The sequence below is a fragment of the Mycobacterium sp. E3339 genome, assembly GCF_001666915.1.
Lineage (GTDB): Bacteria > Actinomycetota > Actinomycetes > Mycobacteriales > Mycobacteriaceae > Mycobacterium.
This window is the reverse complement of record NZ_LZIZ01000026.1, coordinates 35,477-50,714: the sequence shown is the minus strand read 5'-3', so window position 1 is coordinate 50,714 and position 15,238 is coordinate 35,477. Positions and strand designations below refer to the sequence as shown.

At 68.1% G+C, this 15,238-nt stretch carries 17 protein-coding genes and 1 tRNA gene; 3 read left to right on the top strand and 15 right to left on the bottom strand.

Annotated elements, in window-relative coordinates:
- The 6 genes from A5702_RS02015 to A5702_RS01995 all read right to left on the bottom strand — a co-directional run.
- The coding region (locus A5702_RS02015; RefSeq protein ID WP_197506478.1) for a hypothetical protein at positions 1-372 on the bottom strand (372 nt) is incomplete at its 3' end.
- A gap of 80 nt (positions 373-452) precedes the next feature.
- The gene (locus tag A5702_RS26105) at positions 453-770 is read right to left on the bottom strand and encodes a hypothetical protein (protein WP_156669451.1); all 318 of its coding nucleotides are present in this window, start codon (positions 768-770) and stop codon (positions 453-455) included.
- Positions 771-983: 213 nt separating this feature from the next.
- Positions 984-1,745: a hypothetical protein gene (locus A5702_RS02010; protein WP_068217810.1), complete on the bottom strand. Its 762-nt coding sequence runs from the start codon at positions 1,743-1,745 to the stop codon at positions 984-986.
- Positions 1,746-1,884: 139 nt separating this feature from the next.
- Positions 1,885-2,100, bottom strand: a complete 216-nt coding sequence (locus A5702_RS02005; protein WP_068217808.1) for an AlpA family transcriptional regulator — start codon at positions 2,098-2,100, stop codon at positions 1,885-1,887.
- A 118-nt stretch (positions 2,101-2,218) separates the two neighbouring features.
- The gene (locus A5702_RS02000; protein ID WP_068217805.1) at positions 2,219-3,412 is read right to left on the bottom strand and encodes a site-specific integrase; all 1,194 of its coding nucleotides are present in this window, start codon (positions 3,410-3,412) and stop codon (positions 2,219-2,221) included.
- A 92-nt stretch (positions 3,413-3,504) separates the two neighbouring features.
- A tRNA-Pro gene (locus A5702_RS01995) sits at positions 3,505-3,578 on the bottom strand.
- 414 nt (positions 3,579-3,992) lie between these two features.
- Here A5702_RS01995 and A5702_RS01990 point away from each other — a divergent pair.
- Entirely contained in the window at positions 3,993-4,694 is a 702-nt protein-coding gene (locus A5702_RS01990; RefSeq protein WP_068217801.1) for a sensor domain-containing protein, read from the top strand.
- Between the two features lie 19 nt (positions 4,695-4,713).
- The gene (locus A5702_RS01985) at positions 4,714-5,541 is read left to right on the top strand and encodes a sensor domain-containing protein (RefSeq protein ID WP_082955913.1); all 828 of its coding nucleotides are present in this window, start codon (positions 4,714-4,716) and stop codon (positions 5,539-5,541) included.
- Positions 5,542-5,686: 145 nt separating this feature from the next.
- On the opposite strand, the gene der is transcribed toward A5702_RS01985, so the two are convergent.
- From der to A5702_RS01955, 6 genes are read right to left on the bottom strand one after another with little or no spacing between them, the layout of a single operon-like run.
- The gene (gene der / locus A5702_RS01980; RefSeq protein ID WP_068217795.1) at positions 5,687-7,087 is read right to left on the bottom strand and encodes a ribosome biogenesis GTPase Der; all 1,401 of its coding nucleotides are present in this window, start codon (positions 7,085-7,087) and stop codon (positions 5,687-5,689) included.
- A complete protein-coding gene (gene cmk / locus A5702_RS01975; RefSeq protein WP_067823189.1) occupies positions 7,084-7,758 on the bottom strand; it encodes a (d)CMP kinase in 675 nt (224 codons plus the stop codon). The genes der and cmk overlap by 4 nt, the downstream gene beginning before the upstream one ends.
- The gene (locus tag A5702_RS01970) at positions 7,755-8,498 is read right to left on the bottom strand and encodes a pseudouridine synthase (protein ID WP_067823192.1); all 744 of its coding nucleotides are present in this window, start codon (positions 8,496-8,498) and stop codon (positions 7,755-7,757) included. The genes cmk and A5702_RS01970 overlap by 4 nt, the downstream gene beginning before the upstream one ends.
- The gene (scpB, locus tag A5702_RS01965; RefSeq protein ID WP_055404437.1) at positions 8,498-9,193 is read right to left on the bottom strand and encodes an SMC-Scp complex subunit ScpB; all 696 of its coding nucleotides are present in this window, start codon (positions 9,191-9,193) and stop codon (positions 8,498-8,500) included. Before scpB ends, A5702_RS01970 begins: the two co-directional genes overlap by 1 nt.
- Entirely contained in the window at positions 9,193-10,008 is an 816-nt protein-coding gene (locus A5702_RS01960; protein ID WP_068217792.1) for a segregation/condensation protein A, read from the bottom strand. Before A5702_RS01960 ends, scpB begins: the two co-directional genes overlap by 1 nt.
- Positions 10,005-10,868 (bottom strand): ParA family protein, encoded by an 864-nt coding sequence (locus A5702_RS01955; protein WP_055404433.1) that lies wholly within the window; start codon positions 10,866-10,868, stop codon positions 10,005-10,007. Before A5702_RS01955 ends, A5702_RS01960 begins: the two co-directional genes overlap by 4 nt.
- Before the next feature lie 180 nt (positions 10,869-11,048).
- On the opposite strand from A5702_RS01955, the gene A5702_RS01950 reads away from it, so the two are divergent.
- Positions 11,049-11,801, top strand: coding sequence for an O-methyltransferase (locus A5702_RS01950; RefSeq protein WP_068217788.1), 753 nt, complete (start codon positions 11,049-11,051; stop codon positions 11,799-11,801).
- 9 nt (positions 11,802-11,810) lie between these two features.
- Here A5702_RS01950 and xerD read toward each other — a convergent pair whose 3' ends face one another.
- From xerD to A5702_RS01935, 3 genes are read right to left on the bottom strand one after another with little or no spacing between them, the layout of a single operon-like run.
- Positions 11,811-12,752, bottom strand: coding sequence for a site-specific tyrosine recombinase XerD (gene xerD, locus A5702_RS01945; RefSeq protein ID WP_067823199.1), 942 nt, complete (start codon positions 12,750-12,752; stop codon positions 11,811-11,813).
- Positions 12,749-13,372: an NUDIX hydrolase gene (locus tag A5702_RS01940; RefSeq protein ID WP_068217785.1), complete on the bottom strand. Its 624-nt coding sequence runs from the start codon at positions 13,370-13,372 to the stop codon at positions 12,749-12,751. The genes xerD and A5702_RS01940 overlap by 4 nt, the downstream gene beginning before the upstream one ends.
- Positions 13,365-15,116 carry a CTP synthase gene (locus A5702_RS01935; RefSeq protein ID WP_068217782.1) on the bottom strand — a complete coding sequence of 584 codons (1,752 nt, stop codon included), beginning with the start codon at positions 15,114-15,116 and terminating at the stop codon, positions 13,365-13,367. The genes A5702_RS01940 and A5702_RS01935 overlap by 8 nt, the downstream gene beginning before the upstream one ends.
- Positions 15,117-15,238 lie beyond the last annotated feature (122 nt).

The window sequence follows — 15,238 nt, the reverse complement described above, 5'->3', positions numbered from 1 at the left end:
CTCGACGGACGGAAAGCTGCCGAGAAAGCCTGAGAAGACGCTGACAAACTCGATGGCCTTGTCCAGGTCCGGGAACGACCCTTCCTTGACGTCCAAGTCGAGGTATAGGCCAGCCCACCGCGTCACCCCCCGCTCTCCGCCCCGACCGTTGTTTTGCCGTTCCGGACCACTTGTCGGATTCACGGAAAACCAGACGCATCCCCTGTCCGGCAACGACTTCACCATGGCGCTCGCGTCAACAGACTTGACCACCGCCGAGGCGAATACCTCGCCTACCGGCCGGTGGCAGATGGCGGTGAACTCCCCGTCTTGCCAGCAAAGGGACTCCAGCACCTCGTCGAGGGCGATCCGCTCCTGGCAGCGAGCGGTCACACCAGGACCTAACCTGGGGGTGCTCGCGCTCTGTGAGTCGCCCCCGGCTGGCTGATCCCGACTGGGGGTCGCCCTTTCCGTCATCCCCAGCCACCTCCCGCGCCTCTTACGGCGTTTTCGGAGTCACCGCGAGTGCCGGAACGGATCGCATCCTCATCGGCCAGCTCATCAGTGGCTTTGTCAGTCGCGCTGTTCGGCCCCAGACATTCAGCCGGTTTTCGCTCCTGGTCGGCGATCCACGCCAGCAGCACAGACCTGCGGTAATACACCCGGCGACCAACCCTGAAGAACGGGGCAAACGAACCTGTGGCCCTGCCCTTCTTTTGGCTGGCGCGTGGAATGCGGAACTCAACTTCCACATCGAGCGGCGTGAGTACGTCCAGAGCTGTCTCGGACACCCTTGGTCCTCTCACCGGTCTACGGCGACCGTTGCCCATCGGAGATTTTCTCCGTTCACCTTTTCTGGGCGCTTAGAGCCCAAAACACATGGCCGTGCACGGGAGAACCGTCAATAGCCGAAGAAACCCGCCGGTCTCGACACCGGCCATCACAGACCCGCCACCCGCGTCCGAATGGCGGGGCCAGGCACACGGCGGGCCCGTCATCGGCCGTCAGTCGGCTTCCGCGGTGGGGAGTTCCCCACCGGTCGCCGGGGATTCCCCACGGCCGCGACGATGGGCGGCCACGGTCTTGTGATCGACTCCGGCGATCTCGGCGACCTTGCGGTCGGACGCTGTTGGATTCGCTTCAATCGCCCGTAAGATCCGCCGTCGCCGACGATCGGCCGGGGTCAGCGGCGTGGTCAGCTGGGTGGCCGCATCCTCGGGTGGCTGCCAGCGCACCACACCAAGGTCCTCGATGCGCAGCGCGGGCATCAGTTCCTCCGCAGTCGGCAACGAGGCGAGAAACTTGCGGGCGTCCGCAGACTGCAGGTCACCGGCGATGAGTTCGGTTTCCACGTCGAGCAGATTGTCGCGGATCGCCACCTTTGCTGTTTTGGTCAGCGCGGCCAGCCGGGTCTCGGCGAGCTTGCGCAGCTCCGCCCGGCGGTTACGGTTTGAGTAGGAAGGACCGCGGGACCGCCACCCCATCACGAGTTGCGGTGCCTCCACAGCAGGGATGCCCAGCTCGGCGCACTGAAGACGGATCTGGGCATTGGTCTTGTCCAAGGCCTCTTCAGCGACCGTAACGGCGTCGGACCACAGCTTGTCGTGGGCATCGAACTCGGCGGTCAACTGGTCCTGCACCTCGGCGAGCAGGGTCGCCTGCCGTGCTTCGGCTTCTCGCTCTGCCTGCTTGGCCCGCAGCCGCGCCACCTTGACGAGCTGGTCGCGCTCGGCCTTGGTCATGGCACTGCCCGAGTTATCGCTCATGCGTACGCCATACCTCGTTGGCATCGTCGTAGCCGAAGCGAAGGAGCAGCCAAAGGCGAGACGGCGGTCAAGGAGGTCGTCGGTGACTCCACCACCGGGCATAACCGGACACCCTTTGCGTCGCAAGCCACCTCCGCCATCACTTCGCCTCAACGAGCCGGGCAATGTAGGCGTCGATACTTTCGCGAACGAGAAACGCCCTGGCACCGATCTTCACGCGCTGCACTTCCCCGGCATCAATCAGCTTGTAGACCTGACGGCGTGAAATCCCGCCTATCTCAGGCTGATTCACTCTTCCGATGGGGATCAGTGCTTCCGCAGGCGTCAGCGCGCCTCTGTGTGCGTCGTCGTGCATGATCCAGTACGCTACGCCTGCGGAGAAGCTGCTAGCAACCTAAAGGTTTTTCCAAATGAGTTGATAGCAGGTCTTATTCGTCGTCAGCTAGACCTATAGCAAATATGCAATCCGCTGGTCAGAGGTTCAGCTGAGCACCCAAAGCCAATACGGCAGCCTTGGCACCGTCCTGGCTGCCATGGCCATAGGTATCGCCGGTGACGCCGATCGAGCTGTGACCCAGGAGGTCGGCCACTTGGCGGATATGAACACCAGCCTCAAGCCATGCCACTGCGGCTGAATGGCGCAACGTATGTACGCCGACATTATCCAGACCGGCTTTGGCCGAGGCGATGCGGACCTCACGCAAAATGCTCGACGGCTCTACCGGCCTACCCATCTCGGTGACGAACACCAGGCCGGTGTCGGTCCATTGGTCCGCCGCCCGCAGGCGCTCCTCAAGTTGTGCCTTTCGGTGGCCTTTGAGCATGGCGACGACAGGCGGCGTCAGCGGAATCTCCCGACGCGAGCGCTCGGTTTTAGGCTGGGTGATCACGAGTGCGCCATTGACTCGGGCCAGGGTGCCTCGCACCACCAGGAGCCCGGTGTCGAGGTCCACATCGGACCACCGTAGTGCCAAGGCCTCTCCCCGCCGGAGTCCAGTTGATGCGATGAGCTTGAGGACGGGTGCGTAGCGCAGGCCCCCGGCGGCCACCATGAGGGCGGAGACCGCGCTGGTGTCCAAGTGCCTGGCCTCTGTTGGCCGAACGCCAGGGCGCTTCATTAGGTGGCATGGGTTTCGGGCCAGTAAGTCATCGCGGACAGCACCGTCGAGGGCTTGGCGCAAGATCGTGAACGTCTGGCGAATGGTGGAGTCAGACAATGCACGCACTGGCTCGGGGTTGGGATTGTCATGGGTCGGCTTGCCGGGTTTGGTCTGGGATCTCATCGACAACACCAGCCCCTCGATGTCGGAGGGCTTGAGCCGATCCAGCCGAAGCGCACCAAAGGGCGCAGGCTCCAAGTGCTTGCGCGAGAGGTTGGCGTACAACTCCTTGGTTGCCGCCTTGCGGTCACTGGCAGCCAGCGTGGTCGCTCGCCAATGCACCAGCCATGCACCCACAGTCGCGGTGGCGTCCTTGGGTGGCTTTCCTTCTTCGAGGCGATCCTGCACCTTATCCAGTTCAGCCAGCGCCAGCTTCTGGGTCGATGCGTAGACGCTGATGCGCTTGCGTTGGCCGGTAGCGGAATCGATGTAACTCAGCCGTGCTTCCCACCGTCCGTCTGAACGGTGCCGAACTGCTCCGCGACCATTTGCTGCCCGCTTTGCCATGGGCTAATCTTACCGACCAATTGGGGTAAGGATTGGGGTCAACGGCCATTTTCGAGAGTTCTGTCATCGACCAAAATGGCCTCTGAACTGCGTCGGGCTGACAGGATTTGAACCTGCGACCACTTGACCCCCAGTCAAGTGCGCTACCAAACTGCGCCACAGCCCGGATGCCGCCCGAATCGGCGGCAGCAGGTCGAAAGCCTACCGCAGACAGCCCGCAACTCGGCGAAGCGGCCTCCGCCCGACCCGGCGATCGGGCGGGCCGAGAAACCGTAAACCCCAATCCCCGTCGCGATCTAGACTCCTGTTCACGAACGCAGGCGGGTCGCTGTGCTCGCTGACCAACTCGGGGGGACGACCGCAATGATGGCGAACGGTGCGGCGCGTGGCAGGTAGCGAACCGCCGCCGAATCCGGGCAATGCGCCGCCCCCTGGCGGCTACCACTTCGGCCCGCCCGGCGCTCCCTATGCGCCCGGACAACCTCCCTGGAGCGGCTACCAGCCGGGCGCGGCCGGCGCGCCGCCTCCGTGGCCACCAAGCCCGCGGCCGGCTCCACGCTCCGGCGCCAAACGATGGCTGATGGTCACGACGGCCATTCTCGCGGTCGCCTCGACCGTGTTGGGCGTCATCCTCATCAGCCGGGTGATGACCTCGGGTGCATCGGCGTCGTCACACCGCGAGCCGCCCGGGCTGTCGGTGCCGACGACACCGGGGTTGGTCCACCCGGAAGACCTGAAGAATCTGCTGTTGAGTCCCGCCGAGGCCGGCGACATCCTGCACATCCAGGGAATGGCGCTCTACCAGAGCAACAACGGCCTGTTCATGGATACCGCCGACCCGCCCGACTGCGCCGGCATCTGGGCCCCGGGCATGGCGCAGGTCTATCGCGACACCCGCTTTATCGACGCGCAGTCGGCCGAACTGCACGGGCCGGGTGACGTGTACGTGAAGTTGACCCTGCAGTCGCTGGTGGCCTTCCCGACCGCGAAAGACGCCGGCGCCGTCTTCGAGGACCTCACGAAGAAGTGGGATCACTGCGCTCGAACCGACGTTTTGGTGAACCGCCACGAGGGCGGCACGATCGCCGTCGGCGACCCTCGGGTCGTCGACAACACGCTGCTCGTCTCCTGGGACAAGACCGGCGGGACCGGGTGGGGCTGCCAGCGCGCGTTGATGCCGCGCAGCAACGTCGTGATCGACATGAGGGTGTGCGATTTCGGCGGCAGCACTCAAGCCCCCGAACTCGTCAACAAAGTCGCCTCCCGGATCCCCACCTCGTGAACAGCCCTGGAGGTAAGCCATGAGCGCTCCAGGCGACTGGGGCACCGGCCCGGGAGGCAGGCCACCGACGGGCCCATATGCGCCACCGTTCGGTTACCAGAATCCCCCCGGACACCCGCCGTTCTGGCCGAACCCGGCGCCGGCCCCTGGCCGCTCCGGTGAGTCGCTCGCGCGGTGGTGGTGGCTGACGGGCGCCGCCGCGGCGCTGACGATCGGGCTATTGATCGCGGTCATCGTGTATCAGCCGGCCCACTCGGGCGGCATCGTGGCCGCCTCCGCACTCCCGGACGTCCTGTTGAGTGCGGACGAAGCCGCCCACGCCGTGGGCGCCGAAAGATTGTCCGGCGAACCGGTCCAAGACAAGCTGGCCGACACCCCCATCGTCGACGAGGACTGCGTCGGTGTGTTGAAAGCCGCCGAGCAGAAGGCGTACGGGACGACCGGTTCGACTGCGGTTCGGACCCAGGAGCTCGGCGATGGTGATGCCAAGGGATGGCGATTGATTCAAGCCGTCGTGTCCTTTCCGGACGCGCAATCCGCGAGCAACTTCGTCGGCAATGCCGCAACGGACTGGCAGAGGTGCGCCAGTCGCGAGCTCAACACCCGAAACGTCAACAACGATGATCCCCGCAACGTGTTTTGGAAGACGGGATCGGTGTCGCGGGCCGGGGGCATCCTCGCGATGGACATGGTTCAAGAGGCTCAGGGCTGGAACTGCCAGCGCGCCCTCAGCGCCCGGAACAACGTCGTCATCGACCTTGATCTCTGCGGACGAAACGTGTCGGGATCGGCGGTGCCACAATTCGTGAACGCCGTCGACAAGAAAATCGACGCCCGGAGCTCGTAGCCGGCCCGTGGCGCCGCCCGCTTCGCGGGATCAGTGTGAATCCTGGGCGTTGAGTGTGCGCTCAGGGCGGGAAAAACGCCAGATTGCCGCCGTGGGTGCACACGCAAAGCCCTGGGCGCACACTCAGGGCCAAGAGCCCGAAAGCTCAGCGCCGCTTGGCTCCCCGCTTCTCGCGCACCCGCACGTTGATCCGGATCGGCGAACCCTCGAAGCCGAAGGCCTCCCGCAGCCGCCGCTCCAGGAAACGCCGGTAGCCCGCCTCAAAGAATCCGGTCGTGAAGAGCACGAACGTCGGCGGGCGCGCGGTCGCCTGGGTGGCGAACAGAATCCGCGGCTGCTTGCCCCCGCGCACTGGCGGCGGCGTCGCGGCCACCACCTCCTTGAGCCAGGCGTTCAGCGGCCCCGTCGGGATGCGCGTGTCCCACGACGCCAAGGCCGTCTCCATTGCGGGCACCAGCTTCTGCACGGCGCGGCCCGTCCGCGCGGAGATGTTGACCCGCTGCGCCCATCGCAGCTGCACCAGCTCGCGGTCGATCTCGCGCTCCAGCAGCTCGCGCCGGTCCTCGTCCACCAGGTCCCACTTGTTGAAGGCCAGCACCAGCGCCCGGCCGGCCTCGATCACCATCGACAGCACCCGCTGGTCCTGTTCGGTCAGCGGCTCCGAGGCGTCGATCAGCACGACCACCACCTCGGCCGCGTCGATCGCCGAGTGGGTGCGCACCGAGGCGTAGAACTCATGCCCGCTGGCCTGGCCGACCTTGCGCCGCAGGCCCGCGGTGTCGACGAAGCGCCACACCTTGCCGCCCAACTCGATCAGCGAGTCCACTGGGTCGACGGTGGTCCCAGCGACGTCGTGCACCACCGAACGTTCGTCTCCCGCAAGCTTGTTCAGCAGCGAGCTCTTGCCCACGTTGGGCTTGCCCACCAGCGCCACGCGTCGCGGGCCGCCCGGCGCGGGCGCCGCCTCGGACACCTCGGGCAGCGCGGCCAGCACCTCGTCGAGCAGGTCGGCGACGCCGCGACCGTGGATCGCGCTGACCGCGTGCGGCTCACCGAGGCCCAGCGACCACAACGCCGCCGCGTCCGCCTCGCCCTTCTCGCTGTCAACCTTGTTGGCGGCCAGGAAAACCGGCTTGCCCGAGCGCAACAGGATCCGCGCGGCCGCCTCGTCGGCCGCGGTGGCGCCGACAGTCGCGTCGACCACCAGGATCACCGCGTCGGCGGTGCGCATGGCCACCGACGCCTGTTCGGCCACCAGCTGCTGCAGGCCCTTCGCGTCGGGCTCCCATCCCCCGGTGTCCTGCACCACGAACCGGCGGCCCGTCCACAGCGCGTCGTAGGACACCCGGTCGCGGGTCACGCCGGGAACGTCCTGCACCACCGCCTCGCGCCGGCCGAGGATGCGGTTCACCAACGTCGACTTGCCGACGTTGGGCCGACCGACCACTGCGACGACGGGAGCGGGGCCGGGCTCCGCCGCCTCATCAACGTCGAAACCGACCGAATCCCAATCGCTTTCGTCGGACCACGTGCCGTCGGACGTCACCGCACCGCCCCGTTTCGCTGCTGGACCAGCTCGAGCAGGTGGTCGATCACCTGCGGCTCGGTCATCTCGCTGGTGTCGACGACCACCGCGTCCGCCGCGGCGCGCAGCGGCGACACCGCCCGGGTGGAATCCAGATGGTCGCGCCGCCGGACGTCGGCCAGCACGGCGTCGTAGTCGTCGGCCAGACCGCCCGCGACGTTCTGATCGTTGCGGCGCCGAGCGCGGGTCTCGGCCGACGCCGTCAGGAAGATCTTCACCGGCGCGTCCGGCAGGACGACGGTGCCGATGTCGCGGCCCTCCACGACGACGCTGCCGGGCCCCTCGGCCATCTCGCGCTGCAGGCCGACCAGGCGGGCGCGTACGGCGGGCACCGACGACACCGCCGAGACGGCGCGGGTCACCTCGTCGCCGCGGATCTCTATCGAAACATCCTCTCCGGCAAGGAAATACCGGTCGCCGTCCACCGAAAGCCGGGCGGTCGACCCGATCCGACCGACGGCCTCGGCGTCCGCGGGATCGACGCCCGCGCGCAGCACGGCCAGCGTCACCATCCGGTACATCGCCCCGGTGTCCAGGTAACGGGCACCCAGGGCGCGCGCCAATCCCCTTGACACCGAGGACTTCCCGGTCCCGGCGGGCCCGTCGATGGCCACCACCACGTCGGAGGTCACAGGCCCACCGCCTGATACAACTGCCCGACCTCGTGATGCCCCAGGGCCCGGATGCTGCCGGGCCGTTGCTTGCCCAGCGACACGGGCCCGATGTCGGTGCGCACCAGCGCCTCCACCGGGAAGCCGGCGGCGCCCAACAGCCGCCGCACGATCCGGTTGCGGCCCTCGTGCAGCACCACCCGCACCAGCGTCTTGCCCGGAATGGCGTCCACCACCGCGAAATCGTCGACCCGCGCCGGGCCGTCGTCCAGGTCGATGCCCGCCTTGAGCCGCTTGCCCAGCCCGCGCGGCACCGACCCCGTCACCGTCGCCAGGTAGGTCTTGGGCACCTCGTGGGAGGGGTGCATCAACCGGTGCGCCAGCTCGCCGTCGTTGGTCAGCAGGATCAGTCCCTCGGTGTCGGCGTCCAACCGCCCGACGTGAAAGAGGTTCTTGTTGCCGCGAACCCGGCGTTCCACCAGATCGCCGATGCACGGTCGGCCGCGGTCGTCCGACATGGTCGAGTGCATGCCCCGCGGCTTGTTGAGCGCCAGGTACACCATCGACTCGTCGAGCACGACGCGGGCACCGTCGACGCGGATCACCGAGGCGTCGGGATCCACCCGGGTTCCGAGCTCGGTCACCACCTGACCGTCGACCTCGACGCGGCCGTCGATGATCAACTTCTCGGCGGCGCGCCGCGACGCAATTCCGGCCTGGGACAACACCTTCTGCAGGCGGATCCCTTCGGTCTCGACCATCAATCCTGGTCCACGTCGAACGTCAGCGCCTGATCGGGCGCCTGGCCGCCCGCGAGCTTGATGAAACGCGGCTCGCTGTCCAGGGATTCGCTCAGGTCCTCGATCGTGTCGACGTCGGGCAGCAGCGGGGCGATGTCGGGCAGGTCGGCCAGCGACGTCAGCCCCAACCGCTCCAGGAACAGGTCGGTGGTGGCGAACGTCGTGGCGCCGGTGTCATCGTCGACCCCGGCCTCGGTGATCAGGCCACGCGCCAACAGCGTGCGCATGACGGCGTCCACGTTGACGCCGCGGACCGCGCTGACCCGCGCGCGGGTCACCGGCTGGCGGTAGGCCACCACGGCAAGGGTTTCCAGGGCGGCCCTGGTCAGCTTGGACCGCGCGCCGTCCAGCAACAGCTTCTCGACGTACGGCGCGAACCGGGCGCGGGTGTACATCCGCCAGCCCTCGCTGTTCTGGCGCAGGTCGATGCCGCTGTCGCGCTCGGTGAGTTCCTCGGCCATCTGCTGCAGCCGCGCGGCGACCCGGTAGACGGGTTGCTCGGTGGCCGCGGCCAGCGCCTCGGCGGTGACTGGGGTGTCGACCACCAGCATCAGCGCCTCCAGCACGGAGCCGAGCTCCTCGGGCTCCATCGGCGCGGCCTCGGCGATGTCCGGGATACCGACGTCCAAGTCGACGTCGGGCTCAGATTCGCTCATCATTCGTCCCGCACTTCTACCAAGGCTTCGTTGACCGGACGTTCCCCGGTCCAGGAAATCTGGAGCACGCCGAGCGGCTCCGACTGGTCGAATGCTACCGCCCGGCTGCGATACAGCTCGAGCAGCGCCAGGAAGCGCCCGACCACCTCCATCGGCGCCTCGCAGTCCGCGACCAGCTCGGAGAACGTGGCCCACTGGCCGCTGCCGCGCGATTCCAGGATCGCCAGCAGCTTCTTGGCCTGCTCGGGCACCGAGACCGCAACCTCGTGCAGGTGGCCGATCGCCACCGTCGGCACCGGACGCGGGCTGAACGCGATCGCGGCGATCTGGGCGAACCGCTCGGCGTCGACGCCCAGCATCACCTCGGGCAGCAGCTCGGTGAACCGCTCCTCCAGCGACACCGCGCGCGGGTAGCTGCGCAGCGCGGTCGCCTCCAGCTCGGCGAACATCTCGGCGACGTGCTTGAAGGCGCGGTACTGCAGCAGCCGGGCGAACAGCAGGTCGCGCACTTCGAGCAGCGCGAGGTCCTCGTCGTCGTCGACCTGCCCGGCCGGCAGCAGCCGCGCGGCCTTGAGGTCGAGGAGCGTCGCGGCGACCACCAGGAACGCGGTGGTCTCCTCCAGGTCCAGCTGCGAGCCGATCTCGCGGGTGTAGGCGATGAAGTCGTCGGTGACCTGGTGCAGCGCCACCTCGGTGACGTCCAGGCGGTGGGCGAAGATCAGCTGGAGCAGCAGATCGAACGGCCCCTCGAAGTTGGTCAGGCGGACTTGAAAGCCGTTCTTGGGTGGCGCCTCACCGTTCGCGCTGGCCGTCACGCGCCGAATCGGTCGATGAACTCGCGGGCCAGCGCGCGGTACGCGACGGCGCCCGTCGAGCGCGGGGCCCAGGTGGTGATGGGCTCGCCGGCCACGCTGGTCTCCGGGAAGCGGACGGTGCGGGTGATGACGGTGTCGAACACCAGGTCGCCGAACCGCTCCACGACGCGGGCCATCACCTCGCGGGAGTTGACCGTGCGCGGGTCGTACCGGGTGAGCAGAATGCCGCTGATCTCCAGCTTCGGGTTGAGCCGGTCGCGCACCTTGTCGACGGTGTCGGTCAGCAGCGCCAGCCCGCGCAGCGAGAAGAACTCGCATTCGGTGGGGATCACCACACCGTCGGCGCAGGCCAGCCCGTTGACGGTGAGCAGGCCCAGTGACGGCTGGCAGTCGATCAGGACATAGTCGTAGCGGTCCAGCACCGGGTGCAGGGCCCGGCCCAGCGTCTGCTCGCGGCCCACCTCGTTGACGAGCTGGATCTCGGCGGCGGACAGGTCGATGTTGCTGGGCACCAGGTCCATGTGCTTGACGCGGGTCTGCAGCAGCACGTCGTCGATCGAGACCCTCGGCTCGACCAGCACGTTGTGGATGGTCTTCTCCAGCTCGTAGTGCGGGACGCCGAGGCCCGCGGACAGCGCCCCCTGCGGGTCCATGTCCACCAGCAGCACCCGACGGCCGTATTCGGCGAGCGCGGCGCCCAGGTTGATGGTCGATGTGGTCTTCCCGACGCCGCCCTTCTGGTTGCACATCGCGACGACCTTCGCCGGGCCGTGCGAGGTGCGCGGCTGCGGTTCCGGGATCGCCCGCGGCGGCCGCCCGGTCAGACCGAGCTCGACGCCGCTGTCCGGCTGCTCGGTCATGGCGAGGGTGTTCGAGAGGTGAACATCGACCGAAAGTCTAACGGGTTCGCGCGCAGAACCCGGGCGACCCGCAGGCAAGTTACCAGCCAATATGAGCGGAAAGTCCTTGTCAGAGAAACATTTACACGCCCCGTCACACCAGCCTCACCAGCACCATGGATCTGGGCCTATCGTGAGCCTATGGATCTCAAGCGACGCATTCCCCTGCTGCGATGGTCGGTCTGGCGGATGGCGACGGGGGCGCGCAACATCACGACGACGGGGCAGATCGGTGACGGGCGGGAAGCCGCGGCGGTGGATTACGTGCTGGGCAACGCCAGGGCGGGCGACATCGACGACGTGCTGGCCACCATCGACAAGTTCGCCTACGAGAAATCGATGCTGATCAACGTCGGCGACGAGAAGGGCCAACTGCTCGACGCCGCGGTGCGCCGGGCCAACCCGGCGCTGGCGCTGGAGCTGGGCACCTACGTCGGGTACGGCGCGCTGCGCATCGCCCGGGCCGCCCCGAACGCGAAGGTGTTTTCCGTCGAGCTCGCCGAAGCCAACGCCGCCAACGCCCGGCGGATTTGGGCCCACGCCGGGGTCGCCGACCGGGTGACGTGCGTCGTGGGCACCATCGGCGACGGCGGGCGCACCCTGGACGCGCTGGCCACCGAGCACGGGTTCACCGAGGGCGCCCTCGAGTTCGTCTTCCTCGATCACGACAAGGACGCCTACCTGAAGGATCTGCAGAGCATCATGGCGCGCGGCTGGCTGAGCTCCGGCGCCATCGTCGTCGCCGACAACGTCCGGGTGCCGGGCGCGCCGAAGTACCGCGAGTACATGCGCCGGCAGCAGGGCAAGCAGTGGAACACCGTCGAGCACAAGGCGCACCTGGAATACCAGTCGATGGTGTCGGATCTGGTGCTGGAGTCCGAGTACCTGGGCTAGGCCCGGCGATTACTGCGCGCGCGGGTGGGCTTCGGCCCACACCTCGCGCAGCGCGTGCACGGTGACCATCGTGTAGATCTGCGTCGTCGTCACCGAGGCGTGCCCCAACAACTCCTGGACCACCCGGACGTCGGCGCCGCCCTCGAGCAGGTGGGTCGCGAACGAGTGCCGCAGCATGTGCGGCGAGACGCCCGACGTGATGCCGGCGCGCTCGGCGGCGTCCTGCAGCACCTGCCACGCGCTTTGCCGCGACAGTCGCCCGCCGCGCACGTTGAGGAAGATCGCCGGCGTCCCGCGGCCGCGGCGGGCCAGCTCCGGGCGGCCGCGCACCAGGTAGGCGTCCAGCGCTTGCACGGCCGGCCGGCCGATCGGGACCAGCCGTTGCTTTCCGCCCTTGCCGCGCAACAACACCGAGCGGGCCTTGGTGTCGATGTCGTCGACGTCGAGGCCGACGGCCTCGGAGATGCGCGCCCCGGTCGAGTACAGCAGTTCCAGCAGCGCCCGGTTGCGCAGCGTGAGCGGGCCGTCGGACGCGCTGTCGCCGCCGGCGGCCTCCAGCAGCGCCAGCACCTGGTCGATGGTCAGGCTCTTGGGCAGCCGGCGGCCGGGGGTCGGGGGGCGGACGGCGCGCGCCACGTCCAGCTCGGCGAGCCCCTCGGCGGCGGCGAACCGGTGCAGGCCGCGCACCGCGATCAGCGCCCGCGCCGCCGACACCGCGGACAGCGCGGCGGTCCCCGAGTCGGGGTCGCCGCGGCGCAACGCCACCAGGAACTCGCTCACGTCGTCCTCGCCGACCTTGGCCAGGTCGTGAATCCCTCGGTCCGACAGGTGCTTTGTGTAGCGGCGCAAATCGCGGCGATACGAGCTGAGGGTGTTCGCGGCGACGCCCCGCTCAATCGTGAGGTGGTCGAGATAGCCCTGCAGCTGGCTGTCCAGGGCCACCGTTGTCATCGCGCGGCCTTGCGCGCGGCGAAGGCGGAAGGCTTGTCGCGCCACGGGCTGTCCACCGGCCGGGCCGGTGTGAGCCCGGTGGTGATCACCCGGGCGGCCAGAATGCCCGCCACCGCAATGGCATTGACGATCTCGCCGCGAAGCACCATCTCGGTGGCGTCGCCGAGCGGATACCACCGCAGCGTCAGGTCGGCCTCTTCGTCGTGCGCCTCGGGCCGGTCCAACTCGGTCAGCCCGGTGGCCAGGTAGACGCGCACCGATTCGTCGCTGAAGCCGGGAGTGGAATCGAGGTCGACGAGCACCCGCCAGGTGTCGGCCCGCAATCCCGCTTCCTCGTGCAGCTCCCGCGCCGCGGTCAGGTGGGGCTCCTCGCCGCCGACGTCGAGCAGCCCGGCGGGCAGCTCCCACAGCCGCCGCCCGAACGCGTGGCGGTATTGATAGACCATGGCGACGTTGCCGTCGTCGTCCATGGCGACCACGGCCACCGCGCCGAAGTGCTCGACGACCTCTCGGATCGTGGTGCCGCCGCCCGGCATCCGCACCTCGTCCCGGCGCAGCGCGAAAATCTTTCCCGTATACAGCGTTTCGGATGACGCCGTCTCGAAGTTGTGCTCAGCCACGGGTCGCGGGCTCAGGTAGCGACTGGCCGACGCTGTCCCGCTGCTGGTTGCCGTTGGGCGATTGCTCGGGGATCTCCACCGGGAGCAACTCGCCCGACTGGTAGTCGAGGGCGGCCCCTACGAACGCGACGAACAGCGGGTGCGGCCGGGTGGGCCGGCTCTTGAGCTCCGGGTGGGCCTGGGTCCCGACGATGAACGGGTGCACCTCGGGCGGGTATTCGACGAACTCGACCAGGTGTCCGTCGGGCGAGGTCCCGGAGAACCGCAGGCCGCTCTCGGCGATCTTGTCGCGGTAGGCGTTGTTGACCTCGTAGCGGTGACGGTGCCGCTCGGACACCTGCGTGCTGCCGTAGGCCTGGGCCACAATCGAATCCGGTTGCAGCACGGCGGGATAGGCACCCAGCCGCATGGTGCCGCCCAGATCGGCCTGGCCCGCCACGGCGTCGACCTGGTCGGCCATCGTGGAGATGACGGGATCCGGTGTGGCCGGGTCGAATTCGGCCGAGTTGGCCTCGGTCAGCCCGGCGGAGCGGGCGGCCTCGATCACGATGCATTGCAACCCGAGGCACAAGCCCAGCACCGGCAGCCCCCGGGCCCGCGCGTAGCGGATGGCGCCGATCTTGCCCTCGATCCCACGGATGCCGAAGCCGCCGGGGATGAGCACGCCGTGCACGTCGCCCAGCGCCGCCGCCGCGCCCGCCGCCGTCTCGCAGTCGTCGGAGGGCACCCACTGCATCTCCACCTTGGCGTGGTGCTTGAAGCCGCCGGCGCGCAGCGCCTCGGTCACCGACAGGTAGGCGTCGGAAAGCTCGATGTACTTGCCCACCAAGGCGATTCGGACGGTCTCGTGCGGCTCGTGCACGCGGCGCAGCAGGTCGTCCCACTCGGTCCAGTCGACGTCGCGGAACGGCAGGTTGAGCCGGCGCACCACGTAGGCGTCGAGTTCCTCGCGGTGCAGGCGCTTGGGGATGTCATAGATCGACGGCGCGTCCGGGGTGGAGATGACGCCGTCGATGTCGACGTCACACATCAGCGCGATCTTGTTCTTCAGCGCTTCGGGGACGTCCCGGTCGCAGCGCAGGATCAGCGCGTCCGGGGTGATACCGATGCTGCGCAGCGCAGCCACCGAGTGCTGGGTGGGCTTGGTCTTGAGTTCGCCCGAGGGGGCCAGGTAGGGCACCAGCGAGACGTGCAGGAAGAAAACGTTCTCCCGGCCCAGGTCGTGGCGGACCTGGCGGGCCGCCTCCAGGAACGGCTGCGACTCGATATCGCCGACCGTGCCGCCGATTTCGGTGATGACCACGTCCGGCCGGTTGCCCTCGGCGTCCGGCTGGGCCATCGCCACGATCCGGCTTTTGATCTCGTCGGTGATGTGCGGGATCACCTGCACGGTGTCGCCGAGGTATTCGCCGCGCCGTTCCTTGGCGATGACGGTCGAATACACCTGTCCCGTAGTGACATTCGCCGAACCGGACAGGTCGCGATCGAGGAACCGCTCGTAGTGCCCGACGTCGAGGTCGGTCTCGGCGCCGTCCTCGGTGACGAACACCTCGCCATGCTGGAACGGGTTCATCGTGCCGGGGTCGACGTTGAGGTACGGGTCGAGCTTCTGCATCGTCACATGCAACCCGCGGGCCGTCAGCAGCTGACCGAGGCTGCTGGCGGTGAGGCCCTTGCCCAACGAGGAAGCGACGCCCCCGCTGACGAAGAGGTGCTTGGTTGCGGATTGCGAATGCTTTCGCACAGGCGACCTCCGTGAAGACGGGCAGGGCGTCAAAATTTTGCTAGCGAATAACTAGTTGGGCCTGCCGACCCACGGAAATCCACCCTAACATCCGCGACCGAAGTGTCGCGGCGAACACGCCC